The organism is Caballeronia sp. DA-9 (assembly GCF_051615025.1).
Lineage (GTDB): Bacteria > Pseudomonadota > Gammaproteobacteria > Burkholderiales > Burkholderiaceae > Caballeronia > Caballeronia sordidicola.
On the sequence record NZ_CP195131.1, the window covers coordinates 1238930 to 1265326 of the forward strand.

General features: G+C 57.4%; 22 protein-coding genes and 3 pseudogenes. 6 read left to right on the forward strand and 19 right to left on the reverse strand.

Annotation, left to right across the window (positions count from 1 at the left end):
• Window positions 1–39 precede the first annotated feature (39 nt).
• The 13 genes and pseudogenes from ACRWA7_RS05480 to ACRWA7_RS05540 form a co-directional block, all read right to left on the reverse strand.
• Window positions 40–1632, reverse strand: a complete 1593-nt coding sequence (locus tag ACRWA7_RS05480; protein WP_438390387.1) for an ABC transporter substrate-binding protein — start codon at window positions 1630–1632, stop codon at window positions 40–42.
• A gap of 112 nt (window positions 1633–1744) precedes the next feature.
• Window positions 1745–3184: a dihydropyrimidinase gene (gene hydA / locus ACRWA7_RS05485; RefSeq protein WP_438390388.1), complete on the reverse strand. Its 1440-nt coding sequence runs from the start codon at window positions 3182–3184 to the stop codon at window positions 1745–1747.
• 890 nt (window positions 3185–4074) lie between these two features.
• A pseudogene (locus tag ACRWA7_RS05490) lies at window positions 4075–4443 on the reverse strand (FCD domain-containing protein); the annotation flags it as partial.
• Window positions 4444–4572: 129 nt separating this feature from the next.
• Window positions 4573–4863, reverse strand: a complete 291-nt coding sequence (locus ACRWA7_RS05495; RefSeq protein WP_438390389.1) for a group II intron maturase-specific domain-containing protein — start codon at window positions 4861–4863, stop codon at window positions 4573–4575.
• Entirely contained in the window at window positions 4841–5140 is a 300-nt protein-coding gene (locus tag ACRWA7_RS05500) for a putative quinol monooxygenase (RefSeq protein WP_438390390.1), read from the reverse strand. The genes ACRWA7_RS05495 and ACRWA7_RS05500 overlap by 23 nt, the downstream gene beginning before the upstream one ends.
• A 107-nt stretch (window positions 5141–5247) precedes the next feature.
• A complete protein-coding gene (locus ACRWA7_RS05505) occupies window positions 5248–6045 on the reverse strand; it encodes an amino acid ABC transporter permease (protein ID WP_438390391.1) in 798 nt (265 codons plus the stop codon).
• On the reverse strand, window positions 6042–6689 hold the full coding sequence (locus ACRWA7_RS05510; protein WP_438390392.1) for an amino acid ABC transporter permease: 648 nt from the start codon (window positions 6687–6689) through the stop codon (window positions 6042–6044). Before ACRWA7_RS05510 ends, ACRWA7_RS05505 begins: the two co-directional genes overlap by 4 nt.
• Window positions 6690–6723: 34 nt before the next feature.
• Window positions 6724–7575: a glutamate ABC transporter substrate-binding protein gene (locus tag ACRWA7_RS05515; RefSeq protein WP_438390393.1), complete on the reverse strand. Its 852-nt coding sequence runs from the start codon at window positions 7573–7575 to the stop codon at window positions 6724–6726.
• Between the two features lie 35 nt (window positions 7576–7610).
• Complete coding sequence (locus ACRWA7_RS05520; RefSeq protein WP_438391055.1) at window positions 7611–8330, reverse strand: amino acid ABC transporter ATP-binding protein; 720 nt, start codon at window positions 8328–8330, stop codon at window positions 7611–7613.
• A gap of 147 nt (window positions 8331–8477) precedes the next feature.
• Window positions 8478–9221: a transcriptional regulator NanR gene (gene nanR / locus ACRWA7_RS05525; protein ID WP_438390394.1), complete on the reverse strand. Its 744-nt coding sequence runs from the start codon at window positions 9219–9221 to the stop codon at window positions 8478–8480.
• Window positions 9222–9238: 17 nt separating this feature from the next.
• Complete coding sequence (locus tag ACRWA7_RS05530) at window positions 9239–10306, reverse strand: Ldh family oxidoreductase (RefSeq protein ID WP_438390395.1); 1068 nt, start codon at window positions 10304–10306, stop codon at window positions 9239–9241.
• Between the two features lies 1 nt (window position 10307).
• Complete coding sequence (locus tag ACRWA7_RS05535) at window positions 10308–11180, reverse strand: 3-keto-5-aminohexanoate cleavage protein (RefSeq protein WP_438390396.1); 873 nt, start codon at window positions 11178–11180, stop codon at window positions 10308–10310.
• A gap of 417 nt (window positions 11181–11597) precedes the next feature.
• Window positions 11598–12305, reverse strand: coding sequence for a GntR family transcriptional regulator (locus ACRWA7_RS05540; protein ID WP_438390397.1), 708 nt, complete (start codon window positions 12303–12305; stop codon window positions 11598–11600).
• Between the two features lie 104 nt (window positions 12306–12409).
• On the opposite strand from ACRWA7_RS05540, the gene ACRWA7_RS05545 reads away from it, so the two are divergent.
• The 5 genes and pseudogenes from ACRWA7_RS05545 to ACRWA7_RS05565 all read left to right on the forward strand — a co-directional run bounded on the left by ACRWA7_RS05545 (window position 12410) and on the right by ACRWA7_RS05565 (window position 17311).
• Complete coding sequence (locus ACRWA7_RS05545; RefSeq protein WP_438390398.1) at window positions 12410–13249, forward strand: fumarylacetoacetate hydrolase family protein; 840 nt, start codon at window positions 12410–12412, stop codon at window positions 13247–13249.
• A gap of 8 nt (window positions 13250–13257) precedes the next feature.
• Window positions 13258–13908 (forward strand): polysaccharide deacetylase family protein, encoded by a 651-nt coding sequence (locus ACRWA7_RS05550; protein ID WP_438390399.1) that lies wholly within the window; start codon window positions 13258–13260, stop codon window positions 13906–13908.
• 47 nt (window positions 13909–13955) lie between these two features.
• On the forward strand, window positions 13956–15278 hold the full coding sequence (locus ACRWA7_RS05555) for an MFS transporter (protein WP_438390400.1): 1323 nt from the start codon (window positions 13956–13958) through the stop codon (window positions 15276–15278).
• A gap of 226 nt (window positions 15279–15504) precedes the next feature.
• Window positions 15505–15831: pseudogene (locus ACRWA7_RS05560) on the forward strand (integrase); the annotation flags it as partial.
• Between the two features lie 436 nt (window positions 15832–16267).
• Complete coding sequence (locus tag ACRWA7_RS05565) at window positions 16268–17311, forward strand: IS630 family transposase (protein WP_438390401.1); 1044 nt, start codon at window positions 16268–16270, stop codon at window positions 17309–17311.
• A gap of 226 nt (window positions 17312–17537) precedes the next feature.
• On the opposite strand, the gene ACRWA7_RS05570 is transcribed toward ACRWA7_RS05565, so the two are convergent.
• From ACRWA7_RS05570 to ACRWA7_RS05595, 6 genes and pseudogenes are all read right to left on the reverse strand, one after another.
• Window positions 17538–17660 (reverse strand): hypothetical protein, encoded by a 123-nt coding sequence (locus tag ACRWA7_RS05570; protein WP_438390402.1) that lies wholly within the window; start codon window positions 17658–17660, stop codon window positions 17538–17540.
• A gap of 962 nt (window positions 17661–18622) precedes the next feature.
• Window positions 18623–19582 carry a TenA family transcriptional regulator gene (locus tag ACRWA7_RS05575; RefSeq protein ID WP_438390403.1) on the reverse strand — a complete coding sequence of 320 codons (960 nt, stop codon included), beginning with the start codon at window positions 19580–19582 and terminating at the stop codon, window positions 18623–18625.
• Window positions 19583–19629: 47 nt separating this feature from the next.
• On the reverse strand, window positions 19630–22110 hold the full coding sequence (locus ACRWA7_RS05580) for a putative bifunctional diguanylate cyclase/phosphodiesterase (RefSeq protein ID WP_438390404.1): 2481 nt from the start codon (window positions 22108–22110) through the stop codon (window positions 19630–19632).
• A gap of 217 nt (window positions 22111–22327) precedes the next feature.
• Window positions 22328–22930, reverse strand: coding sequence for a hypothetical protein (locus ACRWA7_RS05585; protein ID WP_438391063.1), 603 nt, complete (start codon window positions 22928–22930; stop codon window positions 22328–22330).
• 324 nt (window positions 22931–23254) lie between these two features.
• Window positions 23255–23449, reverse strand: a pseudogene (locus ACRWA7_RS05590) (cyclic nucleotide-binding domain-containing protein); the annotation flags it as partial.
• Between the two features lie 261 nt (window positions 23450–23710).
• The gene (locus tag ACRWA7_RS05595; protein ID WP_438390405.1) at window positions 23711–24391 is read right to left on the reverse strand and encodes a FadR/GntR family transcriptional regulator; all 681 of its coding nucleotides are present in this window, start codon (window positions 24389–24391) and stop codon (window positions 23711–23713) included.
• Window positions 24392–24589: 198 nt separating this feature from the next.
• On the opposite strand from ACRWA7_RS05595, the gene ACRWA7_RS05600 reads away from it, so the two are divergent.
• Window positions 24590–26374 carry a gamma-glutamyltransferase family protein gene (locus ACRWA7_RS05600; protein WP_438390406.1) on the forward strand — a complete coding sequence of 595 codons (1785 nt, stop codon included), beginning with the start codon at window positions 24590–24592 and terminating at the stop codon, window positions 26372–26374.
• Window positions 26375–26397: the final 23 nt, after the last annotated feature.

The following is a 26397-nucleotide window of genomic DNA, read 5'->3' on the forward strand; positions in this document are numbered from 1 at the left end:
CGCGAGTGCGAACAGCATATTTATTCGCACCCCTTTACATCAGTTTTTGGAAAAGTCGTACCAGGTGTTGCCGTTCGTCGTGTTCCAGCTATAACCCTTCACATTGGCGCGTGTTGCGAGCTGGTAACCCGGGTTGATCAGAAATACCCAGGGCGCCTGTTCCATTACGAGTTGCTGCACCCGTTCCATCGACGTCTTGCGTTTTGCTTCGTCGGTCATGGAGAGGCTGTCGTTGATCAGCTTGTCTACTTCCGCGTTCTTGTAGTGCGAATAGTTGATCAGCGACGCGCTGTTGAGCCACAGGTTCGTCACATATGCGGCATCCGGCACGATCGCCATGTCGCGAAAGAAGTACATCGGAATTGTGCCCTTCGAGTAGCGCTCCACCAGCGTGGACGCCGGCAGCTTCTGCAACTCGACATCCACTCCGATCTTCGAAAACGCTGTCTTCAGAATGACCGCCAGCTCCTCTTCCGTCTGGTCACCGGTCGGATAGCCGAGTTGCGTCTTGAAGCCTTTCTCAAGTCCAGCCTCCTTCAGGAGCGCGCGCGCCTTGTCGAGATTCTCGGCGTAGTTGTAGTACTTGTCCGTATATGCCGGATAAATCTCGGACACAGGGCTCTTGGTGAGCCGTGCCGTGCCGTAGAACACGGATTTCAGGATCTGATCGCGAGGCACCGCGTAGTTCAGCGCCTGCCTGACTTTCTCATTGTTGAACGGCGCGGTGGTGTTGTTCATCTCCACGCGCTGAATGTAGTTGCCGTACACCTTCCAGACTTTTACGCCCGGCATTTGTTCGAGTGTGGCCTGTTCCCGCGGCGCCAGCCATTCCGCCACGTCGACGGCACCGGCCTGGAGTGCAGCAAGACGATTCGCCGACGTTGGCATTTCACGGAAAATAATGCGGGGCAGTTTCGGCGCGCCGCGATAATAATTCGGGTTGCTTTCATAGACCACCTCCTGGCCCGGCGCATATTTCGTGACCTGATACGGAGCGAACGAAGCGGAATGGCCGGCGAGCCAGCGCGAGGCCCACGGGTCATCCGGCGTGATGTGCTTCTTGATCTCCACCGAATCGATAATCCCAAGATCGTTGTTCACCCACAAGCGTTCTATCAGCGGCGAAGGACCCGGCAAGGTGACCTTCACCGTCTGGTCGTCGATTTTCTTGAATGCCACGTCAAAGTTCGTGATTTTCAACACCTGCGTCATGTACCAGCGAAACGTGGCCTTGAGGTTCCAGCCGCGCTGGAAGGTCCAGATGACGTCGTCGGCGGTGAGCGTATTGCCAGCGTAGCTTTTTACTCCCTTGCGTAAATGGAAGGTGATCGAACTCTTGTCGGGTGAAGTTTCCCAGCTTTCCGCCAGCGCACCCTTGAGCTTGTCGAAATTCTCGACCATTACGCCGTTTTCGCCGGGTTTCATTTCGTATGACAACAGCCGCTCATAGATATTGCGGCGCGCTTCATGACTTGCTTCCGTGGGCGGATATTCCTGATCCAGTGATTCCGGTGTGCGCGGCCCCGCGACAAGCAGCATTGGATTGTTGTTCTGCGCAAACACCGGGCTGGCGCCAATGGACAAAACCGCTGCCGCCAACAACGCGCGGGTGCTATCGAACAGCTTATGCATGACAGACTCCTGTATTCGATAAGATGGAATAACGCAGTGCTGGTTTACAATTAATTCGGATACCAAAATTTATGGTCTGGTGACACGCTTTGATGGCCGCCAGCGTGCAGTCTTATCGTGCGGCGCCGGACGGCGGCGGCCGGCGTGCAATCATGGTCGGCAGTCCGCGCTGAAGGAAACGCCCGCGTCCCGGCGTTCCGAGAAAGCGCTCTCCATCCCACACCACCTCGCCCCGGGAGATCGTATACGCCGGCCACGCGCCGACGGTGCGGCCTTCATAAGGCGTGTAATCGACGGCATGGTGCAGCATTGCGTTCGTGAGGAGCACACTGCGCTCGTCCCAGATTACAAGATCGGCGTCCGAGCCAATTGCAATCGTCCCTTTTCGCGGATGCAATCCATAAGTCTTCGCGGGATTCGTGGCGGTCAGCTCTACAAAGCGGTTGGCCGATATACGGCCGGTCAGCACGCCCTCGGAATACAACAACGGCAAACGGGTTTCGATGCCCGGTATGCCGTTTGGAATATAGGGAAACGCGACCTCGCGGCCACCGGGCTTCTTGCCCTGGTCGTCATCGAATGAAAACGGCGCGTGATCCGAAGAGAACACAGTGAAGGTGCCGTCAGCCAGCGCCGCCCAGATTGCCTGTTGACTCGCGGCGTCGCGCGGCGGCGGGCTGCACACGCATTTCGCTCCTTCATAACCGTCGTCAATGCCGAGATCTTCCGCTGTCAGCAACAGATATTGCGGACATGTCTCCGACAATATCTTCAACCCCCGAGCACGCGCCCATTGAATCTGTTCGACCGCCTCGCGCCCGGAAACATGGACGAGGAGCATGGAGACGTCGACCAGTTCAGCCAGACTGATCGCCCGATGCGTGGCCTCCCGCTCAACCAGCATGGGCCGCGATGCCACGTGATAGCGCGGCGCGCTCAGCCCGGACTCAAGGAGGCTCTCGGTCAGCCAGGCGATGCACTCGGTGTTTTCCGCGTGAATCATCGCCATGGCGCCATGCGTTCTCGCAAGCGCGAGCAGTCGCAGGATCTGGCCGTCGTTCAATTTCATGTCGTCGTAGGTCATGTAGATCTTGAACGACGAATACCCCTCTGCAATTAGCGCCGGCAATTCCGTTGCCATGATTTCCGGCGTGGGATCCGTCACGATAAGGTGAAAGCCGTAATCGATACTCGCGCGGCCATTTGCCCGTTCGTGATAGTCGTCGATCGCTGCGCGCAACGAACCCCCTTTTTGCTGCGCGGCGAAAGGGATCACAGTAGTCGTTCCGCCACAGGCAGCCGAACGGGTGCCGGTTTCAAAGTCGTCCGTCATTTTCGCTGGCGGCGCGATGGGCTGGTCGAGGTGGCAATGTGCATCGATCCCGCCCGGCGTGGTAGTACGGCCTCGTGCGTCGATTTCGCGTGCTCCTGTCGACAAGCGTACACCCATCTGGACAATCCGCCCCCCGACCACACCGATATCCGACGTGAAGGTATCACTGGCTGTTGCGACCTGTGCATTGCGGATCACCAGATCAAACTCTGCACTCATTGATGCCTCGACGAAGCAAGTTGTTGTCGACAAGTTGGCGTTAATATATCCCTCCAAAATAATAGATCAACAGAACATTTTATTTTTTAATCGTGAAAAATATGACTATTCTTGTCGACAACAGACGCGCTGAGTTCCCATTCTCTGCTCGCTTACGATACTTGTGTTGCTGGAAAGACCGCGGAAATCCGACACGTTCCGCCCCGAGTCGGATGCTGACGAAGGCTGGTTCATCGGGGTGGCAGAATGTCTGAGGCTTGGAGATCAACCCGATCTCGCAGAACGTGGACGGCTTATCGCAACGGGAGCGGAAAATTCGAAGGAAATATGGCAGCGCATTCCGGCCATTTGCCTGATCTACTTTGCATCGGTTGCAAGCAGCAGCGCATTTACGGCTTGAGGGAATTCGGTCCGTTTTATTTCACCGGTCAGTGGTACATGCGTGCGATGGCTAAGTCTCCGACACGCTGAGTCATCGAGCGCGTCTCGCGAGCACGAACTCAGCCCCGCGTTATAAAGCGTCTGTGCGCAGAGGCCGCAAGGGAGGATTGCTGCCTCACTCGGAATGTCCGATCATCGTGCAAAATGGCGAGTGCCGCGACCGTACTACATGGAAAATAGAGTCACCCAGTCATGAACGCCGAACTCGGGCTGCCCAGGCTGATTTGGAAGAATATTCGTCTCCTGAATTGCCGCGAGGTCAATACCTCAACATCGGAACACCGGCATTACCGCGCAACCTGGACCTTATCCCAGGCTTGCTGAAGCACCTCGTCCGGGTCGACTTCAGGACGCACGAACATCTCCGGCTGGAGACTCGTCTCGATCATCGACAGATGGACGTGCATGCTCTTGACTGCACGCGCGGTATCACCGTCAATGAGGGCATCGACGATGTCACCATGCTCGTCGCACGAGCAGCGCGACGCAGCGCCAGGCTCCGCAACGAAAAATACCCAACATAATGATGCCGCTCACCAGTTCCTCCAGTTCGCGCGTAACGAACGGATTCGCGCAGAACGCCGCCAGCAATTGGTGAAAGCGGCTTGATAACTGGATGGACAATGCGCGGTCGCCGTGTGGCGGATGGCCTCGATCTCGCGCGCGCTGTGGGCCCGCAACTGTTCGATCTGCCCGGGCGTCAGTCGTCCGGCAAGCCTAGAGGCGACCCCACCTTCAATGATCCTTCGTGCCTCGTAGATTTCCCTCGCCTGCGAAAGGCGGTTCTGACGTGATGGACGAGTCGATGAGCCGGATATCGTGCTTGCGCCAGATGCGTTGCACCGTCATGAACGGCACGTTTCCAGCTTCCGCCTCATCGAACGCAGCGGGCCGTTTTCCGGCACTACGCCCTCCTGCCCGCTTCACGTCAACGCTTATGGGATCTATCATGCTGGGGACGCTTTCACCTGCGTTCTGTAGCGAACCTTGTAGCCATTGAATACCTTCAATTCGCCATACAACCACCGCTTACTCCACGTCTCCCAGCCGAAGCCCTGTTGCTGCCGGGATCGCTGCATGTGTCGCCTGATCTTGTTTTCCACCCAGTCTTTCACGAAGCTGAAGCATTCACTGGAATTTCCAATAGCAAAGTAATTCACCCAGCCACGTAGCACCCGGTTGATCAATTCGACAACACGGCCCACCGGCTGCGACTTATATTGGATCAGATTGTTCAAACCGTTCAAACTGCCGCACCCGTTTTTCTACAATCCAGGCGGCCGACGCAGTATCAAATGCCGCGAAATGCGGTGTAAGCAAGTGCGCCTCGAAAGCGGTAGCGTCCGTGTAGAGTTCGTATAAAACAATTTCTGAAGCCGCAGCGTCCTCACAGACATCGAAGACCTTACAGCCATTCTCCACAGCGAGAGAATCGCTCGCATTGGTGAGCACTGCCTCAACAAAAAGCGCCCGGCATTCGGGCTTATAGCGAAAATTGACAACGACGGCATGCATGACATCCCCTTTGAGCTAAAAGTCCATTCAAATTTGTTCGTAGATCGCTGTTCTGCGGAACCTGCCAGATTTCGAGACTGGCCGTAAAGGACAATATGGGGCGTCGCTCACGCATAGGTGCGTGAGTGCAGCCACCGGGCTAAAGACGAAAGAGCGAGATTCACCGCGATATAGATAACGGCGAGCAATGTGTAGATCGGCAGCGAATACTGGCCGCCCAGGAATTCAACCGCCGAGCGACCCTCTCTCAACAATTCGCTATAACCGATGATGAAGCCGAATGACGTTTCCTTCAAAAGCACCACGGACTGACTCACCAATACCGGCAACATTCGCCGTACCGCCTGAGGGATCAGTATTAGACGCAATGTCTCGCTCGCATCAAGACCAATGGTGTACCCCGCTTCTCGTTGACCGCGTGGCAAAGAGGTGACGCCTGCACGAAAGATCTCTGCAAATACAGCGCTGTTAAAAAGCGTGAGACCGGTTACGAGCGCCCAGAACGTCGAGATGCTAACTCCTACCGCCGGCGCGCCCAGATAGACGCAAAAAATCAATAGCAGCACCGGCAGGCCCCGAAAGAGCTCGACCCAGATACGCAATACGAATTGCGTGGCGCGCTGCTCGGCAAGCAGTCCGAATGCAAGTAGCGCTCCTCCGACAAGCGACAGCACTAAGGCGGTACTTGCAGCTTGCGCCGTGGAGATCAGTCCCTGGAGAAGCAATTGAATCAATTCGGGATCGAGGAGCACGCGCCATAGCCGCGACTCAAGTTGTCCCTTTGATTCCAGGCGCAAGAAGCCGCACAGGATCAACGCCAAAAACAGTACGACGAGCACTACACCCGACACCGCGGCCCGGCGGCGAGCGCGTGGACCAAGTTCGTCATAGAAAATGTTGCTCATCGGGCAAACGCCATACGGCGCTCGATATGCGCGGCGACCAGACCCGCCGGGATGGTAATTGCAAGGTAAAAGCAGGCTGTCATGAACAAGGCGGGAAGGACATCACGGCTATGGTCGTTGGCGAACTGCTCGGTAACTGTCAGCAATTCCGCTACACCGAAAGCGGACGCAATAGCCGTGCTTTTCACTAGCGCAATGAAAACGTTGATAAGCGGTGGAATCACTGTGCGTAACGCCTGCGGCAGCACCACCAGACGTAAGGCGCCAAAAAATGTCAGGCCGATGGAGCGTGCCGCTTCCGCCTGCCCGATCGCAACCCCGTTGCAACCGGCGCGAATAGCTTCGGCGAAGAACGCCGTGTAGTACACCGAAAGGGCGATCACAGCAAAGATAAAGTAGGATAGCGACACGCCAAGCGAAGGCAACACAAACGCGACGAAAAAGAACTGAATAGTGAGCGGTGTATTTCTGAAGATTTCCACATAAACGGCCCCAAGCGTTCGCAGTACTGGCACCGGAGAAATACGCATGACTGCTATAACCAGACCGCCGGCAAGCGACAGCATGCCGGCGATTGCCGTCAACGAGAGCGTAACGGCAATGCCGCTAAAAAAGATATTCAAATGTGCAAAGACCGTCGGCATGTGCAGCGCCCTCGAAAAAGATAAGAAAGGCTGGTCAGGTACAAGGGTCGAATTCGGGCAATTTCCAAGGGGTATTCAGGTATTTGCCGACTGATCCGTCATAGGCGGCTTTATAAGAGCCGGCCGTTCCCGCATCCTTAAGTGCGCCGTCAATAAACTTGCAAAACTCGACATCGCCCTTTTTGATGCCTATGCCCGACCGTTCCACCGTCAGGCGCTTGCCAACCAGCTCGAACTGGTCCGGCTCTTTCGCGACGTAACCCAGCTCGACCGCTGCCCCGATAACCGCGCCATCGACAGACCCATTTTTTATCGCCTCACCACATTTCGAGAAGTCGTCGAAAGCGATGACATGTGCCTTCGGGAAGCGGGTGTCCAAGGTTGCACGGCCCTCGCTTCCATTCAGGACGCAAATCTTCTTGCCATCCATGTCTTCTGGTTTGTGGATCCCGGCTGGATTACCCTTCTTGATCATGATGTCCTGCCCGTGGATCAAATACGGCCCGGCGAAGCTGATCGCCTTGCGACGCTCATCCGTAATGGCCAGCGTTGCGATCACCATGTCCACCTTGCCTTGCTGGATGAACGGGACACGATTGGCGGATACCGTTTCCACCCATTCGATTTGAGCGGGCTTGAGTCCGAGCTTCGCGGCAATCATAGTGCCAATGTCCACGTCGAAACCCACCGGCTGCCCGCTCAGATTTCGCAGTCCGAATAAAGGCTGATCAAATTTAGTTCCGATACGGATCTTTCCCGACTTGACGATCTTGTCCATCGTCGAGCCAGGCGGATATGACTGTTGAGCATAAGCGGCGCAGTTCACCGCGATCAGTACGGCTGCGAGCGTCGAGAGCAGCTTCCTCAACCAAGTTGAATCTGTCATGTCTCCTCCTGTTGGCGACCTTAACGGCCGACGTTTTAGTGTTTGAGAATTTTGGAAAGAAAGTCGCGCGCCCGATCGCTTTCCGGTGCGCCAAAAAACAGCTCCGGCGTGCTCTCTTCAATTATCTGGCCGCGGTCCATGAAAACCACGCGGTTCGCAGCAGAGCGCGCAAATCCCATCTCATGCGTGACCACTGCCATTGTCATGCCGTCTGCAGCTAACTCTTTCATCACGTCGAGCACCTCGTTGATCATTTCCGGATCAAGGGCCGAAGTGGGTTCATCGAACAGCATGGCTTTCGGATCCATTGCAAGCGCCCGTGCAATTGCCGCGCGCTGTTGCTGGCCGCCTGAAAGCTGTGAAGGCAGCTTGTGCGCCTGAGTGGCGACACCCACTCGCTCGAGCAAACGCATGGCGTGATGCTCGGCTTCGTCCTTGCGCTGCTTACGAACGCGGATTGGTCCGAGCGTCACATTTTCAAGCACCGTCTTGTGGGCAAACAGATTGAAAGACTGGAATACCATGCCTACTTCTGCACGCAGGCGGGCGAGGGAACGCCCCTCCTCTGGCAGCAGCGCGCCGTCGAGCCAAATCTCACCGCTGTCAATGGTCTCAAGCCGGTTGATCGTGCGGCAAAGCGTGGACTTGCCTGAACCCGACGGCCCTATGATTACCACCACCTCGCCGCGACCAATGTCGAGCTCGATATCACGCAGCACATGCAACGCGCCAAAATGCTTATTGACGCGCCGCATCGAGATTAACGCCTCTCTTTTTGGATCGCCGGCAGGATGAGTTGTAGTGGCTTCGCGAGGAAGGGCCGATGTTCCATTTGATACCGTCGACATTCGATTCCTTTGGCATAGTGCAGTGAAGACGCCGTCATGTGCTACAGCTGGCTCTTAGCGCACGCGCTTGTCCTCGGACTCAACTCGCGTCCAGTAGTACTTACCGACTGCATCGAGATGCTCGCGCATCGCTCGCTCCGCCGCATCCGGGTCGTGTCCTGCAACGGCTGTATAGATGGCTTCGTGCGCAGCAAACGCGGCCGCCTCGGCATGCTCGACCCGAAGCGAGGTGAGGCGTTGTTCCGCAAGCCAGTCGGCCAATGCGAGATGCAGAGACACGAAAATGGAGTTGTTCGGAATTTCAGCCAACACCAGATGGAATTGAACATCCGTACGAGTGAACTCGTTTATGTTGCCAAGCGCTGCTCGATTTTCCTCGAGTGCGATTCGCAGGCGTTCAATATCGGCATCGCTCGCGTGCTCGGCGGCAAAGCGCGCAAGCGAAATCTCGTGCAGCGCGCGCGCTTCCTGCAATTCGCGCGCGCCTTCCGGTTGCGCGATCAAGTGCCGCACGGCTCCCGCAAGCTCGCTGACAAGTGCTTTCGCCGATGGCCGCGTGACATACGCCCGCTCACCGTTGCGCAACGACACGAGGCCCATGCGCTGAAGCGCGAACAGTGCTTCGCGTATAGACGAGCGACCGACCTGAAACGTGTCCATCAGGTCGCGTTCGGACGGCAATAGTTCGCCGGGCGGCAATACGCCATCGAGCATCATTTTCTCCAGGCGCTCGGCGATTTCCTCGTACAATTTTCTGCGTCTTACGGGCTGGACCGGAAGCACGTTGGCTTTGTTCATTACGTTCTGCTCACTTTTCAATCGGCTGCTTCGAACGGGACACCATACCGATCACCGAGTGCCTGCAACTCCGCGACGAGTGAGCGCCCGAGCGGAATGCCGTCCACGCGGCGTGTGTTCATGCTCAGGTACTCGCGTTCGCCGGGCAGATAAACGCGTTCCACGCCGGGCGCTTTCTTTACGCCTCGCACGTCGGCCATCGCGCGTGCCATGCGGTCCTTATATATCTCCAGACTATCGAACGCCGTAACCGGTAGCACTCCGAAAAGATGTCCACTATTTTGCGCGGCAGTCGTTTTGGCATACAGATCACCGACATCGTTTCCGAAAAACGCGCCTGAGAGCATGGTGCTCAACAAGCCTACAACAAGCGTCAGCGCGTAACCCTTCGGGCCTCCCACCGGTGTAACGAACCCCTTTAGCGCCTCGATCGCATTGGTCGTGGGCAGACCGTCCGGACCAGTTGCCCAGTCGGCTGGAATCGGCTGCCCCTCTTTGGCGGCAACGATGATCTTGCCGCGCGCGGCCACACTGCATGCCATATCGAGCACAATCGGAAACGGCTCAGGAGTTGGAAAAGCAACCGCGAAGGGGTTGTTGCCGAGCACCGCTTCGGCGCCGCCCCATGGCGTCATGTGGTTGATCGCGCCGATCGTGAAAGAAAAGCCGATCAGATTGTGGCGAGTCGCCATTTCGGCATAGTAGGCGGCTGTGCCGAAGTGATTGCTGTTGCGGACTGCAACAAATGTGCAGTCGCCTTCGCTCGCCTTGTTGATCGCCAGTTCCATCGCGCGAATACCTACGAGATGGCCGAGCCCGTTGTCGCCGTCGAATACGGCAGTTGTGCGTGTTTCACGCACAATTTTCATGCTTGGCTGCGGGTTGGTGCCGCCGTCGGCGATGCGCTGGATATAAATTGGAAAACGCACCACGCCATGAGAACCAACACCGCGGAGATCAGCTTCAATAAGATTCTCCACGATCAACTCCGCCTCATCGCGGGGCACTTTCACCTTAGCGAGCACGTCAATGCAAAAGGTGCGAAGCAGTGGGTACGCGATGATTGGCCCGGATTCCTGTTCCATGTCAGTGCATCTCCAGCATGTCGCGCGCGTCTATGGGCGTCGCGATTTCACGTCCCATCGAGCGTGCAATGTTCGCAAAGTGGCGGACAACATCACCGTTGTTAGGCGTGCCAAGTTCACGGTAGCCGTAATCGCCCAATCCCACGGCGACGTGTCCCCCCATTTCAATAGCCGCTACCGCCGGACCTACCAGGTTGCCTATCTTGTTGCACACGGTCCATTCAAGCGGACCGTGCGGCAAAAAATCCAGATGAGCGAACAAGCCTTTTATTGTCCCGGGATGTCCGCCCAGGATGCCGCTGTCCGTCAACTCAAAGTTGAGATAGGGCGTGCCTTGAACGAGGCCCATCTCGCGCAGCGCTTCAAAGCAGCGCGTGAACGCGACGGTCCAGCTTATGAAGCCGGGACGCACGCCGAGCTCCGGCATGCGGCGGGCGAATTCTTCCAGCATGGCAGTGTCGTTCTTATAGATCATGTGTCCGCTCGAGTACTTTCGTTCGTGCGGGTCATATCGGTCGATGTTTGTGCTGCCGCAGTCGATGGGCGCGAAATCAGGACGCGTTGCCGGATCAAGCGCGAGTTTCTCGATATGTGCAAGTCGGCTTTCGCCGGTGTTACTGATTTGGCCAAGGGTCGGAAAAACCAGGCAGTCGCAGCTTTCTCGAATCGCCCGCATGCCAGCGGCAAAGACTGCTGGATCGTGGCTTGGACTTCCGTCAGGGTTACGTGCATGAAAGTGAATGATGCTCGCCCCGGCCTCACGCGCTTTTGCAGCCTCCGCGCCGAGCTCTGCCGGGGTGTACGGGATATTCGGATTCTCGGAACGCGGCATGTACTCATTGATGCGAGCCTCGATGATCAATTTCTTACGCATTTGTAACAGTCCCGGTGGTCAATATGGTCATCCTATCTACCTATCAGACCAAATCCATTAGGCCAAACCCTAGGTGGAAACAATTCACCGTCCAGCCGGATCGCGGAAACAGACGGAAACGATCGCGATCTGCATTCAGTTATTCGGGCGCGAATTGCAAGCCAGGTTCCGGATTCAGAACGCCGACCGGCTCGAAGGTACAAGCATGCTTGTGCCGACCTTTCTGGAATCGCTCGGCTCTTACCGAAAGTCAATCAAGCGGCGCCAAACAATAGTGGTCCTTTTAATTCTCGCCTTAAGTTTTCTTTTCCGCGTCTCACCCAAAAACTCAAGCTCGATAACTCCATGAGGAATCCGAAGAAAAACCTGCATGCCAAGCAGGGCGCCGTCCACACTTTACAAGGTCCAGCGCAAACTTTACTGCGCAGATTCTCTTTCACTTAAAGCATTCAACGCGTTTGCCTCCGTGATCGAGAAATGTTCGATAAGCAATGCGCACGCGGCCTCCACATCCCGAGCCAGGGCTGCGTCCAGCAAGGCCTTGTGCTCGCCCGGGACGTCGCGCGCGCGATCTCCAGGATTACCCGTGGACAGATGCCTGTACCGGTTCATTTGATCCGATAACACATCGATGAATTGCATCAACCACTTCGACTTGCAGCCCGAAAGCAGCGCAAGATGAAACTCGCGATGGGCGCTCGCCCATTCCTGCGCAAAACCAACATCTACATCGCAATGCAACGGCAAACGGCTCATCCGATGATGTGCGCCGATCAGCCGCGTCTCCCACTCGAGGCCCGCGTTTTGTATGGATTCGCGCAAGGCGCGGGTTTCGAGACTCTTGCGCAGTGACGCAAGATCGTGCAGTTCCTCGCTCGATATCGGCGCTACGCGAAAGCCCCGCTGCTCGTGTGCGTTCACCAATCCGGAGCTGACCAGCCGCGAAAGCGCTTCCCGCGTCGGGATTACGCCCGTGTCATAGCGCTCAGCAATCTCGGCAATTTTGAGGCGCGACCCAGGCGCCAGCACGCCCGCAATGATGTCGCGGCGCAGATGCGCGATCAGCCCGACCACTTGCGTTTTGCCGGATGCCGGTTCCACGGCGTAGATGCTGGTAGCAGTCATATATCGACAATTTCAGGGTAAACGATTAAATAATCAATTCTCAAATTGCGTGTACATTTCGCTAAATATATATTTTTAACGTTTTGTATATCCATCTTTTTACCATGAAATTGCTTCGATATGGACTCGTGGGCCAAGAACTGCCCGGCATACTTGCACCGGATGGCACTGTCCGGGCGCTGTCGCCCATCGTGAAAGACATCGATCGTGACGTGCTCTCGCCCGAAGGGCTGCGATTCATTGGTGCCCTCGATCCGCTCAAGCTGCCTGAAGTTGCCGAGCCGGGCCGCATTGGTTGCCCGCTTGGCGCCGTGCGCGAGATCGTGGCTGTGGGGCTCAATTATCGTAATCATGCGATCGAGTCCAATCTGCCCATCCCTTCCGAACCGGTCATTTTCGGAAAATCGACCTCGTCGATCAGCGGGCCCAACGACGACATTCTTCTGCCGCCCGGTTCGACCCGTACTGACTGGGAGATCGAGCTCGGGATTGTGATCGGTAGCACGGCGTCGCGGGTGAGCAAGGACGCAGCGCGGGCGTGTATAGCCGGATTCGTTATGGTGAACGACGTTTCCGAGCGCGAGTGGCAAATCGAGAAAGGTGGTCAGTGGAGCAAAGGAAAAAGCTTCGATTCGTTCACGCCTGTTGGGCCATGGTTCGTGAGTGCAAACGATGTCGATCCCGGCGCGCTTGAGCTGTCTCTCGATGTGAACGGCATTGCCCGCCAGCGCGGCAATACCATGGACATGATCTTCAATGTCGACACCATCGTCAGCTATTGCAGCCAATTCATGACGCTACGGCGAGGCGACCTGATCATCACGGGCACACCCGCAGGCGTAGGTCTCGGCATGAAGCCGCAAACCTATCTTTCGCACGGCGATATCGTCGAAATGACGATCACCGGTCTCGGCAAGCAGCGCCACGCCGTACGCGCATCGTGACAACTTTCATGAAGAAAATCACACTTACGTTCGATAACGGGCCGACACCCGGCATCACCGAACGCATCCTCGAAATTCTCAAGGAACGCGGAATCAAGTCCACATTTTTCGTTGTCGGCGAACAATTGAAGCAGCCTGGAGGCTCGGCGCTGCTCGACGATATCGTTGCGGCGGGACATTGGGTCGGTAACCATTCCCTCACGCATTCGATTGCGTTCGGCGACAGTACCGAACGTGGCTATGCGGTTCGCGAGATCAGCGAAACCCAGGCGTTGATCGGTGAGCGCAGTGCCAACGCGCCGCTTTTTCGCCCGTTCGGAAACTTCGGCAAACTCGGTCCACATCTGCTGAACGAAGAAGCCCTCGCCTATCTGCTCGCGCATCGCTTCACGTGCGTGAGCTGGAACAGCGTGCCGCACGACTGGGATGACCAAGAGCATTGGGTCGAGCGATGTCTTGCCGATGTCGAGCGCCAGGACTGGACGGTGGTGGTGCTCCACGACATCGAAAATGCAGCGCTCGCGCGTCTGGAAGAACTGCTCGACCATCTGCAACGCCAGCAAGTGCAATTCGTTCAGGCTTTCCCCGAAGACGTCGTACTCCTTCGCGGCGGCCATGTCGTGTCGCTGCAATCTTCCTACGTCGCGGGCCGCGCATAAGCCGCTTCGGGCGCACCCACACAGATCAAAAAAGTCAGGAGACCAGGATGACCAGCGCAAAACCGGCAGCGGGCAAATCAGCGAGCGCGCTATCGCTTGAAATGAGACCGGATCCACTGTTCCGGAAAATCAGCTGGCGGCTGTTACCGCTGCTGTTTCTCGGCTATGTGTTCGCCTATCTCGACCGCATCAACATCGGCTTTGCTGCGCTGCAGATGAAGGGCGACCTCGGTTTCACCGATGCTGTCTACGGCCTGGGCGCCGGCGTCTTTTTTGCGAGCTATTTTCTTTGCGAGGTGCCGAGCAACCTGCTCATGCAGAAGATCGGCGCCCGGCTCACGATTGCACGCATCATGGTGTGCTGGGGTTTGACGTCGTGCTGCATGATGTTCGTGCACAGCCCGGGGTCGTTCTATGCGTTGCGGGTCCTACTTGGGGTGTTCGAAGCCGGGTTTGCACCCGGCGTCATGCTGTATCTGACATTTTGGTACCCTGAGCGGCGTCTCGCGCAAATGACCGCATTGTTTCTGAGCGGCAGCACGATCGCGGGACTGGTTGGCTCACCCATCTCCGGCCTTATCCTCGATCACATGAACGACGCGCTCGGCCTGCGCGGGTGGCAGTGGCTGTTTTTGCTTGAAGGCATTCCAACGGTCGTGCTCGGGTTTATCGCTTTGAAGACGATGCCCGAGAATCCAGCGTCGGCCCGCTGGCTTTCCGCCGATGAAAAACGCCAGGTGATCGGGCAACTCACGCCCGCGCGGGCTCACCCGGACCACGGTTTCCGGGATGCGCTGCGCAACCCGAACGTCTACGCGATTGCGGCTGCGTGGTTCATGGTGGTTTGCGGGATCTACGCGGTTTCATTCTGGATGCCCGTTATGCTGCGCGCGGCGGGTGCGGGCAGCGCATCGCAGATTGGCTTCTGGTCGATCATTCCGTACGGCGCGGGCGCCATCGGCATGGTGCTGCTGTCCCGTCACTCGGACCGGACGGGCGAGCGCCGCTGGCACGCGGCAGTTTGCGCGCTTGCCGGTGCATGCGCGCTCGTGCTCGTGCCTTACGCGGGCGTCAACCTTGCCATGGCTGTGCTTGCGCTTTCTGTAGCAACGGTCTCCGTATTCGCCGCGATGCCCATCTTGCTCGCGATCCCCATGGCAGCGCTGCCGCCTCGTGCCGCGCCCGGCGGCATTGCGCTGATCAACTGCATTGGTTTGACGGGGGGCTTTGTAAGCCCGTTCATGCTTGGCTGGATCAAGACCGCTACAGGAAATCTCAATAACGGCCTTTATGTGATCGCTGGACTACTTGTGATTGGGGCATTCATCATCTTGCGGATGGTGAAAATACCGGGGACGCGGCTCGCTTAAGTTGACGGAGCAGATCCGGACGCTTGCCGACGGGCTGGAGTGGTCGCATGGCTGGACCGTCCCCGCCGCGCAGCGCCTGCGCTTCCTGCTCGACTTCGGTTACGCGACCGGCCTGCGCGCAGGCGAGCTGGTCGGCGTGGTGGTCGGCGAGCTGGTCGGCGAGCTGGTCGGCGTGGTGGTCGGCGTGGTGGTCGGCGTGGTGGTCGGCGGCATGATAAACGGGACGCACGGCGAGCAGTGGCTTCACCTCACCGGTAAGGGGGCGAAGGCCGGCAAGGTGGTATTACCGCCGCTCGCGCGCTTTGCGTTGGACCAGTACCTGATGCAGCGCGGTCTGCCTGTGAGTCCCGCACGATGGGCATTGGATACGCCGCTGCTCGGCCATCTCGATGAACCCGGCGGCATCACCACGCCGCGCCTGAGGGAGGTGCTGCGCCGATTCTTCCGGACCGCTGCCGACGCCATCCAGGTCGACCATCCAGCGCTCGCCGACAAGCTGCGGCGAGCGACGCCACATTGGTTGCAGCATACGCACGCGACGCACGCACTGGCGGACTTCGGTGGATGGTGTTCATCGTAGGCCGTCGCGATGGTGCGCACGACTGCGAAGAGCACACACAATGTCTCAGTTAGGGAGGGCAAACGAACGAGAACACTGCCGATCTGAGGACGCACTCCCTGTAGGTCACCGTCCCAGATCTCGGCGCCCTCCTGTTGGTCACGCAGCGATTCAATCTCTCGCTCCATCCGCTCTTCGGCTTGGTTGTGGGCAGCGAGTGTACGTGCGGTGGCCTTTTCCAGCGCTGTGATGCGCTCGTCTCGCCCTCTGAGCCGATCGGCCAGTTGGCGGGCATTCTGCTCCGCCTGCTCAGCACGTCGTTGCCAGGCGTCCCGAGGATACAGCGCGCTGTCATCGTGTCTGGTCGACCTAGTCCACTGCGTCATTGACTTGGCACCCCGTCTATGTTCGGATTTAGGTCGTGGGAAAAATGAATTTGACCGATACCGAACGTGCGCAACTGCTTTGGGCGGCACGCAGCCGAACGGTGCGCGCAGCAGACGTGCGCCGTGCAAAATTGATCTTGATGCTCGAGGACGGTGAATCGCGCGACGGGATCATGAGCGCACTGGGCTGCGACTCGCGTTTCATCGCACGCTGGTCGGGGCGCTTCCTCAACGAGCGACTGGCCGGCATGTACGCTCGCCATCCCGGGCGCGCGCCTGTGCAGCCGCCTGCCAAGTTGGAAGCGCGTGTACTCAGCCGCACCCTCAAGCACAAACCCGCCGACGGTTCGACACACTGGAGCAGCTACAAGCTCGCATCAGAGCTGGGCGATGTGTCGGTCTCAGCCGTGCAGCGCATCTGGCGTAAGCACGGCATCAAGCCGCAGCGCTTGGAGCGGCACATGGTCTCCAACGATCCGGACTTCGAGACCAAAGCAGCCGACGTGATCGGGCTATATCTGAACCCGCCGGCGCACGCGGCGGTGTTCTGCGTAGATGAGAAAACCGCGATCCAGGCACTTGAGCGCCGCGACCGGATGCTGCCTTTGTCGCCGGAACGTGCCGAAAGCCACGGCTTCGAGTACAAACGCAACGGTACTCTTAGTCTGTTCGCGGCATTTAATACTGCTACCGGCGAGGTGGTGGGCAAGACCGCGCCGCGCCACACCAGCGAACAGTTTGTGGCCTTCCTGACTGATGTCGTCGCCAGCCAGCCCAAACGTCGGGAAATCCACGTGATCTGCGATAACGTGAGCAGCCACAAGACGCAGCGGGTAGCCGACTTTCTCACCGCGCACCGCAACGTGCGTTTGCACTTCACACCGACCTACTCGTCGTGGCTTAACCAGGTGGAAAACTGGTTCTCACGCATTCAGCGTGATGTGATCGCCCGCGGCGTCTTCACTTCGGTGAAGGACCTGGATCGAAAACTGATGCGTTATATCCGCGAGCACAACCAAAACCCGAAACCAATCAAGTGGAAATATGACGATCCTTCCCGTCGGATTCGCCCGGTGCCAAATCAATGACGCAGTGGACTAGTGCTGCTACGGCGAAGTCGAGGGAGGTCAATCGGCCCGTTACCGACCCAGATGGTGTGTGGAAACATGCGCAGAACCGCAACACTGCGCACAGCAATCACGACGCCGCGCGCGTTTAACTGTTTCTGCGGCCGATGCGGTACAACGCCCCTTTAAACCGCTCTGACGCCTTCTAACAAGCTGTTCTGGGTGAATTTCAGGACCTATGGGGTGCTCAAGCACAGGCAAAGTCGCTCCACGCAATCGAGCGATCCATTTGCCGGCTCAATGCGGCGGCCTTCGCTTCGATGCCGCGGCCGAGCCGCGCGCCCTTCGCAATGTTGACGAGTTGCGGCACGCCATGCCGCCCGACTGCCGCCTATGCCTTCTCCTACCGGGGCCGTTGAACTCGTGATGTCATGCAGTTTCTTTTTTCCACCGCAAAATGCTGCCGTATCAACTGCAGCCTCTGCAGGTCTCACGCACTTCTTCCCCTCCTCTGTCAGGGCAATTCAGTTACCGGTGATCGACCGTCTGCTAGCTCACATTTTCCGCACTCGAATCCCGCAGGATGCATTCCAGAGAAACGGCTCTCTCGTAAAGCTCCACATACGCTCTAAGTGAAAAGGAATCTCGGAGTGACTTCAATTCCCGTAGCAATTGATTGCAGGCGTTGGCGGTTGCTAATCGGCCAGCAAGATCGGTCGATGCATGGACTTTGAACTCTAGCAGTTCCAGGGTATTAACCACTCGCGCCATTTGCGACATTAATCTCCCCTTTACGTTATCGCCCTGCCCACTCCTAAGACAGAGTTGTCCTCGCAAGTGATTACTGTATCTCGGCCGCATTAGGTGAAACTGTAGGGTCGCCCCAAAAAAAAACGATCCGCCATGCAGTTCGAACTTAAACCGGGGCAAAGCGGTTGAAATCGGGCCGGCCATGGCTAGCTGTACCAATTTTATTTCCGCAAAATGTTCCTGGCGCATTAAACTCGTAATCGGTTACTTCGCGCATTATTTCGTTGGATCGGCTCATCAGCAGTCTGTGCGCGCATACAAAAAGGCAGGTTCTATCATGGCATTCGCTATTCTAAAGAGGAGCGACGCGCGTACCAACCTGTTACGACCGAAGATCGGCCGTGTTCATGCAGATTGTTTCCCTATGTGCAGGCACTTTAAAAATCTGTTGGCCATATCAGGAGCGTAGGTTTTGCATCTAAAACGCGAGGTGCGGTCACCACATTCAAACCGCGCCGCCTGCGGGAGTCAAGCGACGCGATTCATTAAACACTACGGTCCACCGAGCGGCGTTCGTCCAGTTTAAACAAGCGCCATATCAGCAACCGGACCGCTGACCGCCTTTATTTCTCTTGACTCATCTTTTTTCGCTGGTTTGCTGTACGCGTAATCGAGGGTCATCCGCAAGTAGTCGTAGCTCTTCCGAATCGCGTTACGAACCTTGATAATCGACTCCGGCGAAGGATTGGTCCCGAGCAGCGTTGCAACGATATCAAGCGCCATCCACGGATGCTCGTCGTCGTAATGCGCATGCACATTGAGCCATCGCATGGCTGACTTGCGAATCGGCTCCGGAAAGGTTAATGCATAGGTATCCTCCGAGCACACGAAGCAGGAGAATTCGCCTGTCGCGCCCTCCACCGCGTAGTTCGTCGCCGCGACCGCCACGGCGAGACTTTCGGTCGTGCTGACATGACCGCACCAGTGCGCGAGCGCGTGCATCTCACTGGGGACTTCCAGGTTCAACATTTCATGCATGGTGAGCCCCGAAGCCGATGCCCACTGAAGCCAATGCTTGGCATGCATGTTTTCGACTCGGATATTCTGAATAAGATAAGACCGCGCCATGGCCTCGCCCCGCGACGTGCCAAAGCGTGACTTCATCAAATTCGACGCCATGAATTGCGGAAACTGCTCGATCACCGGAAAGAAACCGGCCAGGAATCGATGGGTGCTTTCCATGTCAAGCGTTGCATCCTTCATGGCCTTACAGAACGGATGACGCAAGGCTACGAGCTTTTTTTCCTCGCAATCCGCCGCCACCTCCTGTAACCACTCCGGATAACTTCTAATGTCTTTTAAATCTCCGGATCGAATAAACTCGGTGCTCATAGATTTATCTCTCGCAATAAGTCCTGCACTTATCGACAACGCCCCATGCGCAGCCGGACACCCAAATGGATAGACCCCGTAAGCTTTGCAGAGAGAATTTATCAGCAATATGGGACAACAAACATTTGCGAGAAAAAATAAAAAATTCATTTGTCAGATAATATCGCGTGTAAGGCCATGAATTTTGCATGCAGGCCTTACCGAAGCGTCGTCCGCTCTGCTTCGATCAGCCGAGATTGTTCGGTCCAGGGACCGGGACGCCCGATAAAGTATCCCTGCGCATAATCGACACCATATTCCTTCAGCAGCTTGACAATTTCCTCGTTCTCCACATATTCCGCAATAGTTTGGCATCCCAATGAATGACCAATGTCGTTGATTGCAATAACCATCTCCCGGCTGACCGAATCCTGCGGCAAATTTTTTACGAAGCTGCCATCTATTTTTAGATATTCGACCGGCAGGTGTTTAAGGTATCCGAACGATGACATGCCGGCGCCAAAATCGTCCAGCGCGAAACGACAGCCCAGAATACTTAGTTCGTTCATGAAGTGCACGGCAGAGAGGAGATTGCTGATTGCCGCTGTCTCGGTAATCTCGAAACATAAGAGCTGCGCCGGGACACCACTTTCTTTTATCTGTTCAACGATGTAACGCAAGAATCTCGAATCGCCGACAGAAGCTCCTGAGAGGTTGATTGCATACTCGTTGTATTGCTTTACCGGAGTTTGGGCGAGTGCTCTCAACGCCGTGCGGACAACCCATCGATCGATCGTCGTCATCAGGCCGTAGCGCTCGGCGGCGGGTATGAACTTGTCCGGTGTGATGTCCGGACCTCCCCGCGCGTCGATCATGCGCAGGAGTAACTCAACCTTGTTCAGGCAGGAAGTGCTCGGGTCCCGCTTGAGGTGATCGATGGGTTGCGCATAGAGCAAAAACAGATCGTTTTCCAAGGCATGCTTCAGGCGTCGCGCCCACGAAGCTTCGTTGGCATGCATGGCCAGGTCTCTATCGTTCAAATCAGCTTCCTGAATCCGATCCCGGCCGCGCTCCTTTGCAACGAAGCACGCAATGTCTGTTAGCCGCATCGCCGATTCCGCTGTAACGGAAGGATCATCGAGGATCATCAGCCCGATGCTCAGACTCGTATGGAACTGCTGCGCCTCCCACTGAAAATGAAAGGTGTTGGCCGAACTCAAGAGGTCGTTAGCCAGTTTGGTCGCCTGGTTCCGGTCGCAATATTTTAGCAACGCGCCGAACTCGTCGCCTCCCAGGCGCCCGAAAGTGTCACTGCTGCGAAACATCGACGTCAGGTGCGTCGAGATTGCTCGCAACATGGCGTCGCCGGCTGCGTGACCACACGTGTCGTTGACAATCTTGAACCGGTCGAGGTCGAACAGGAGCAAGACGTCGCACACCGGACTATCAGGTTTCGCGCTGGCAAGTGAAGCGGCGAGTTGTCGTTCGAACTCCGAACGATTGACCAGGCCCGTGAGACTGTCGTGCGAAGCCTGCCACGCAAGGCTTCGAAGATACTCTTTCTCACGTGCCATGTTCCGCAAGATAATCACGTAGCCATGATGCCCTTCGCTTGAACCGCCTATGTTGTTCAGATAAAAAAGCGATCCCGTGATGTGGGACACAATGACCCTGACATCGACTTCCACGCCGTTATGCAGGACAAGGATCATTTCGACGTAATGGTCGTCGTCGAGATCGCCCGGCGAACCGTTGCTCGCAAGATTCGCAAGCAGTTTCTCGGGCACCCTGGACTGCTCGTAAAGCAACGAGAACGTATCGAAGAATGTGCGCCCGAGGCATGATTCGCTCCCTGTGCAAAGGACTCGCTCGGCGGCGCGATTGATAAATTCAATCTCACCGCTCAAGCTGGTTGCAATCACCGCCTCGCCAATGGAGCCCAAGGTTGCCTTGGCTCTTGCCTCGCTGCGCCGCAAGGCCTCCTCAGTAAGCCTGCGCTGGATCACCAGCCGGCGCACATGCCACACAGTGAGGAGCATCAACACCACTGCAGCCGAGAGATCAACAGTAAGCAGCAGTAACGCGACTTTGCGAAACGTCGTGCTCAGAACAAACGAAAAGCCGCGTGCGAGGGGCGCCACCTTCTCGTTGATCCGGAAGATTTTTTTCTGGAGTTCAACGAGTTTGGGATCCCCGGTCGAGGGACTGGAAAACTGGCGGTGCAACTGGCCGGCGACCCGGTTAAGCTCGGCCATGTCGGCGTCAGTACTTTTCCAAAGATCCATTGCGTCCCGAAGGTAGCTGACATGGCGAAAAATCCGGTACACCCATGCGGCGCTCGCGACGTCCGATCGTGCAAAACCGCCCATCACCAGTTCGTCCTGCGCCGCGCGCATATCCGTGTGCGCACGGTCGAGGATTTCTCGCGCCATGAGCAGATGCCGGAGTCCGTCCATTGCTTCGACGTGCCGCTGATACAGCACCTCGTCACCGCTTTCGGCGTATAGGTGCAGGAAGAAAGTTGCGTCCTTCTGGTTTTTCGACCACACGCTTTCAGCGCCAATGTATGCACGCAGCGACGACATCATGTCGATGCTTGCCACCGCCAGGGTGACAAGAATCAGGATGACCATCAAAAAAGGCCACACAAGGCGGACTATCTGGCTGGCATCACTTTGGGGCACATATTTAGCGCGCATGAAAATGTTCCGTGAGTACCTCGCTTCGCTGCCGTACTCAGCGGCAGCGACGGGCATTGGCAGGATTACGCCAGCCCGTGCCACGGGATCGACAACAGCGCGACCGTTCATCCAGGACGCAGCACGAACGCCAAGCGCTGTTCGGCAATCCAGCGTGTCCAGTATGTCACCGTTGTTTGCTACGGCGAATGCGTGGCCTGCGGATTGATGGAACACTCTAGGTAGAAGACCTCGCCGGCGGTATCGTGGCGCCCGATTTGATCGACTTGAGCAGCCGGATAAAGCTACGCTCGATCTCCGCTATTTCGATCGCATCGATCACAACGTCGCGCTGTATGATCCGGGACACTTCGAGTTGCTTTGCCCGGGACATGACGGATAACAGACGGTCGGACACCGTGCGATGCTTTGCCGAGACCAGCATTTTGGCGAGATCGCTGGAATCGAAAACACTGACCGTATCGAAAAGCGTGCGATCGTCAATGAATAACATATCAGAAAGCGTTTCAAGCTGTTCGACGGACTGCGCAGGTTCTCTAAATCCACTAAAGGTAGCGCTCGCTCCTCGATACAACTTGTCGAGCAGCAACTGCTTTTCAATGCCGACCAGTGCATCAAGGCTGGTCAGTCCCGCCTGCTCCACTTCCCTGGCAACCGGAATGCCCAATCCACGATCCACGCAGCGCTGAGCGCTTTCGATGATCCGTAACGCATTAAAAACAACGCCTTGGCGGCCCACGGGTTCGTCAATGGAAACGGCCGTCTCGCCTTGAGCGAAGTCGCCCACGGTTACAATTCCTATAAGGCCGAGCGTCTCCATGCGTCTGAGCGTGGCCATGACCTGCATGCGCGGGTGGCCGCTGATGGCCTGACATCGCTCGAAGACGCTGACGAGTGCAATGAACACGTCTTCATCGCGGTGCACGTCGTGCCTTCCGGCTTCAGCCATCAGGCTCAACACATTCGCGTACGATACGACTCTGGACAGCGAGTCGGCATGGACGTCTGCCGGGACACGATCAACGGCCCGCTTGCTCTTGTGGATCAAGCTGCGCATCAAGTGACGAAGCAGAGGCGACACGCGATCGAGTTCATCGTCAATCGTCTTTGGGTCGATGACGATCAACCGGCAAAAACTCAAGGCTCGAGCAGCCGATCCGCGCGGTTTGGCAGCCAGGAGTGCACTCTCACCAAAGTATTCGTCCTTTCCGAGGACTGCAAGCACCGCCGTTCCGGTTTCATCGCGCCTGGTGGTGATCTCGACCTTACCTTCTGCAATGACATAGATGCATGCGTTTCCCGCATACCCTTCCGCGTAAATCACCTCGCCTGCCGCCACGGTTCGAAACTGCGGTATGCTTTCCTGAAGCAATTTAAATCCCCCTCGTTTCTTTATGTCGTGCGGTCCGCCGCTGTCATTTACTTTGCAAGCTCCGGCTGACGCAATCAGCTTCCTAAGCTATAACGGCGTTTTTTATCGATCCTTTAGCGTCCCGGGTCACCGGGAAAACCGGGCTTCGTTGCTTGCGAAGCCACGTCTGCAATCTGACAGGTTTGCGGAGCCTTTTGGTGCGTCATGGTGAAAATAAGGATTGACCCATCATGAGTCACGTTCGCCGGGCACCTCGCTCCGGTTGGCCGGCACGCGCCATTGCACCTTGACCAAATGGTCGCGCATGCGCGCCGCGGCGGTTTCGCCGTCGCGCCCGACCATTGCCTCGACCACACTCAGGTGCTGCTCGGCGAAGTGGCGCCGAGTGTCCTGATCCACGGTTTTCTCACGCAGGTTGGGCTTGGAGCGAATGCCGTTGACCGCGTCCATGAGCGTGATGATTGCCGGGTTCCGCGTGGCTTGCGCAATAAGCAGATGAAAGCGGTGATCCCATTGCTGCCATTCCACGTCGTCGCGCGCGATAGCATTGCGCTTGGCGCACTTTTCCAGTTCGGCGAGATCTTCGGGACTCGCCTTGTGCGTGGCGAGTTCCACAAGCGCTGGTTCAAGCATCAACCGCATTTCGGCGATATCGGCGGGACTCGATCCCGTGCGCAAACTCCGCAGCGATGTCGTGAACTTCAGTGGGCGGGGCCCCAAATAGGTGCCGCGACCCACACCGCGCCATATCTTCCCGGCCGCCTCTAGCGAGGCGAGCGCAGCGCGCAGGTCGCGGCGGCTAAGCCCAAGCGTTTCCGCGAGCTTTCTCTCGGGCGGCAACGAGTCACCATCCCGCAAATTAGACCGGGTCACATAGTCGAGCAAAGTGTCGAGAGCGGATTTTTCCATGACTCGCAGTTGAACCAATTTCGATTGGTTCATTACGATACCAGAGGAGCTGGCGTTGCATCGGCCTTAATGGTGAAGTAGGCTTTCCAAAACAAGCCTTATTGACTGAATCCGTACCCGCAAATAACAACGTTCCGCGTTGAACCAATTCATATTGGTTCAAAATATCAAACACCTTGAAAATTTGAACCCCGGCTTATGGCTTTTACTACACGACCCGAACTTATCGGCACCTTTGGCATGGTGGCATCAACACACTGGCTCGCCAGCGCCTCAGCGATGGCCGTTCTCGAGAAAGGCGGCAACGCTTTCGATGCAGCCGCGGCCGCGGGCTTCGTGCTCCAGATCGTCGAGCCGCATCTGAACGGGCCGGGCGGCGAACTACCAGCCGTGTTCTACAGTGCGAAAGAAGACCGCGTGCGGGTGCTGTGCGGGCAAGGCGTGACGCCCGCCACCATGACCATTGCGAGGATGCGGGACCTCGGTCTCATCGTCATGCCGGGCACGGGATTGTTGCCCGCCGTGGTCCCCGGCGCGTTCGGCGGCTGGATGACGATGCTTCGGGACTATGGGCAATTGCCGCTCGAAGACGTGCTGAGTTATGCAATTGGGTATGCGGAACACGGGTATCCGGTACTGCCGCGCATGGCGTCATCGATTCTCGCCATTCGGGACTTCTTCAAGTCCGAATGGCACACGTCCGCTGCGCAGTGGCTGCGCAACGGCGAGGCGCCCCAGCCGAACCGTCTGTTCACAAACCCCGCCATCGCCGAGACTTACCGGCGCATCCTGCGCGAGGCAGGCACGGCCGGCGACCGTGCGGAGCAATGCGAGCGGGCGCATAACGCGTTCTATCGCGGCTTTGTTGCCGACGCAATCGATCAGTACTTCCGCACAACCCACGTGCTCGATACCTCGGGCAAGCGTAATCGCGGTCTGCTCGAGGGCTCAGACCTGGCGCAGTGGCAGCCGGCGTACGAAGACTCGCTCTCGTATGAATACGAAGGCTTCCAGGTTCACAAAACCGGACCGTGGGGGCAAGGGCCCATGTTCCTGCAACAGCTTGCGTTGCTAAAGGGATTTGATCTCGCGAGCATGGACCCCTTGGGCCCGGATTTCGTGCATACGGTGATCGAATGCGCCAAGCTCGCGTTCGCCGATCGGGAGGTGTTTTATGGCGACCCCCGTTTCTCCGACATCCCCTTGGACGTGCTGCTGAGCGACACCTATAACGATGCACGGCGTCGTCAGATCGACCCGCGCCGCGCATCGCTCGAATTCCGGCCAGGCCTGCTTGACGGCAGCGAAGCGCGCGCCGCGCTCATTCTCGCCAATGCGGGACGCCAGCAGCCGGGCGGCTTCGGCCAGGGCGAACCGACATTCGCGCCGTTGCCTGAAGTGCGCGGCGACACGGTGCACCTCGACGTGGTGGACCGCTGGGGCAACATGGTGTCGGCCACGCCCTCGGGCGGCTGGCTACAGGCGTCGCCAGCCGTGCCGGGGCTCGGTTTCAACATTACCACGCGCGGCCAGATGTTCTGGATGGAAGAAGGCCTGCCGTCCTCGCTCGGACCGGGGCGGCGTCCCCGAACGACACTCTCGCCTACGCTCGTGACGCGCGAGGGCAAGCCCTACGCGGCATTCGGCACGCCGGGCGGCGACCAGCAGGACCAGTGGTCGCTCCAACTGTTCCTGCGGCACGTGCATGGCGGCATGAACCTGCAGGCAGCGGTGGATTCCCCTTCGTTCCAGACAGCGCACTTTCCGGGATCGTTCTATCCGCGCGAGATGCTGCTGGGAAGAATGTCCGCGGAGGCAAACTTTCCACAGGACACACTCGATGAACTGCGCTCACGCGGTCATGAACTCACAGTGGCGGAGCCCTGGACACTTGGCCGCGTATGCGCCGTGGGCGTTCGCCACGGTCTGATGCGCGGTGCGGCCACTCCGCGCCAGATGCAAGCCTATGCGATCGGGCGTTAAAGCCGGCCGCGCCAAACTCCCTG

Bases quoted from the DNA above. Each gene is read 5' to 3' on its own strand.
- ACRWA7_RS05550 (WP_438390399.1), top strand. From the start codon at position 13,258: ATGAAGAAAATCACACTTACGTTCGATAACGGGCCGACACCCGGCATC.
- ACRWA7_RS05600 (WP_438390406.1), top strand. From the start codon at position 24,590: ATGGCTTTTACTACACGACCCGAACTTATCGGCACCTTTGGCATGGTG.
- ACRWA7_RS05520 (WP_438391055.1), bottom strand. From the start codon at position 8,330: ATGCGGCGCGTCAATAAGCATTTTGGCGCGTTGCATGTGCTGCGTGAT.
- ACRWA7_RS05580 (WP_438390404.1), bottom strand. From the start codon at position 22,110: ATGCGCGCTAAATATGTGCCCCAAAGTGATGCCAGCCAGATAGTCCGC.
- nanR (WP_438390394.1), bottom strand. From the start codon at position 9,221: ATGAACAAAGCCAACGTGCTTCCGGTCCAGCCCGTAAGACGCAGAAAA.
- ACRWA7_RS05585 (WP_438391063.1), bottom strand. From the start codon at position 22,930: ATGGAGACGCTCGGCCTTATAGGAATTGTAACCGTGGGCGACTTCGCT.
- ACRWA7_RS05480 (WP_438390387.1), bottom strand. From the start codon at position 1,632: ATGCATAAGCTGTTCGATAGCACCCGCGCGTTGTTGGCGGCAGCGGTT.
- ACRWA7_RS05565 (WP_438390401.1), top strand. From the start codon at position 16,268: ATGAATTTGACCGATACCGAACGTGCGCAACTGCTTTGGGCGGCACGC.
- ACRWA7_RS05500 (WP_438390390.1), bottom strand. From the start codon at position 5,140: ATGCATGCCGTCGTTGTCAATTTTCGCTATAAGCCCGAATGCCGGGCG.
- ACRWA7_RS05555 (WP_438390400.1), top strand. From the start codon at position 13,956: ATGACCAGCGCAAAACCGGCAGCGGGCAAATCAGCGAGCGCGCTATCG.
- ACRWA7_RS05575 (WP_438390403.1), bottom strand. From the start codon at position 19,582: ATGAATTTTTTATTTTTTCTCGCAAATGTTTGTTGTCCCATATTGCTG.
- ACRWA7_RS05530 (WP_438390395.1), bottom strand. From the start codon at position 10,306: ATGGAACAGGAATCCGGGCCAATCATCGCGTACCCACTGCTTCGCACC.
- ACRWA7_RS05535 (WP_438390396.1), bottom strand. From the start codon at position 11,180: ATGCGTAAGAAATTGATCATCGAGGCTCGCATCAATGAGTACATGCCG.
- ACRWA7_RS05510 (WP_438390392.1), bottom strand. From the start codon at position 6,689: ATGCCGACGGTCTTTGCACATTTGAATATCTTTTTTAGCGGCATTGCC.
- ACRWA7_RS05540 (WP_438390397.1), bottom strand. From the start codon at position 12,305: ATGACTGCTACCAGCATCTACGCCGTGGAACCGGCATCCGGCAAAACG.
- hydA (WP_438390388.1), bottom strand. From the start codon at position 3,184: ATGAGTGCAGAGTTTGATCTGGTGATCCGCAATGCACAGGTCGCAACA.
- ACRWA7_RS05515 (WP_438390393.1), bottom strand. From the start codon at position 7,575: ATGACAGATTCAACTTGGTTGAGGAAGCTGCTCTCGACGCTCGCAGCC.
- ACRWA7_RS05505 (WP_438390391.1), bottom strand. From the start codon at position 6,045: ATGAGCAACATTTTCTATGACGAACTTGGTCCACGCGCTCGCCGCCGG.
- ACRWA7_RS05595 (WP_438390405.1), bottom strand. From the start codon at position 24,391: ATGGAAAAATCCGCTCTCGACACTTTGCTCGACTATGTGACCCGGTCT.
- ACRWA7_RS05545 (WP_438390398.1), top strand. From the start codon at position 12,410: ATGAAATTGCTTCGATATGGACTCGTGGGCCAAGAACTGCCCGGCATA.